Consider the following 255-nt stretch of genomic DNA (forward strand, 5'->3'; position numbering starts at 1 on the left):
CCCTTGCGCGCCGCGCCGGAGGTCTCGCCGCGCCGGGAGGCCACCGCGCCGGCGTCGGGTACGCTGGTGCGGGCCACGACGGCGACGCAGACCACCATCCCGGGATTCTGGGCGGTCTGGCGGCACAGATCCGCAAGCGTGACGCTGGCGGTGGAGAAATAATGCGTCTGGCCGCCGCGCGTGAAGAAGATCAGCCGTGATGCTGCCGACGGCAGCCTCGCGCGTGCCTCAAAGAAATCGGACTGCACCAACGCA

General features: G+C 70.2%; 1 protein-coding gene. It reads right to left on the reverse strand.

Annotation, left to right across the window (positions count from 1 at the left end; translation table 11 throughout):
- Positions 1 to 255, reverse strand: a 255-nt coding sequence (locus ACQG3P_RS20650) for a hypothetical protein (RefSeq protein ID WP_426806092.1), incomplete at both ends; no start/stop codon positions are given.

This window comes from Stenotrophomonas sp. SrG (assembly GCF_050031795.1).
GTDB lineage: Bacteria > Pseudomonadota > Gammaproteobacteria > Xanthomonadales > Xanthomonadaceae > Stenotrophomonas > Stenotrophomonas rhizophila_A.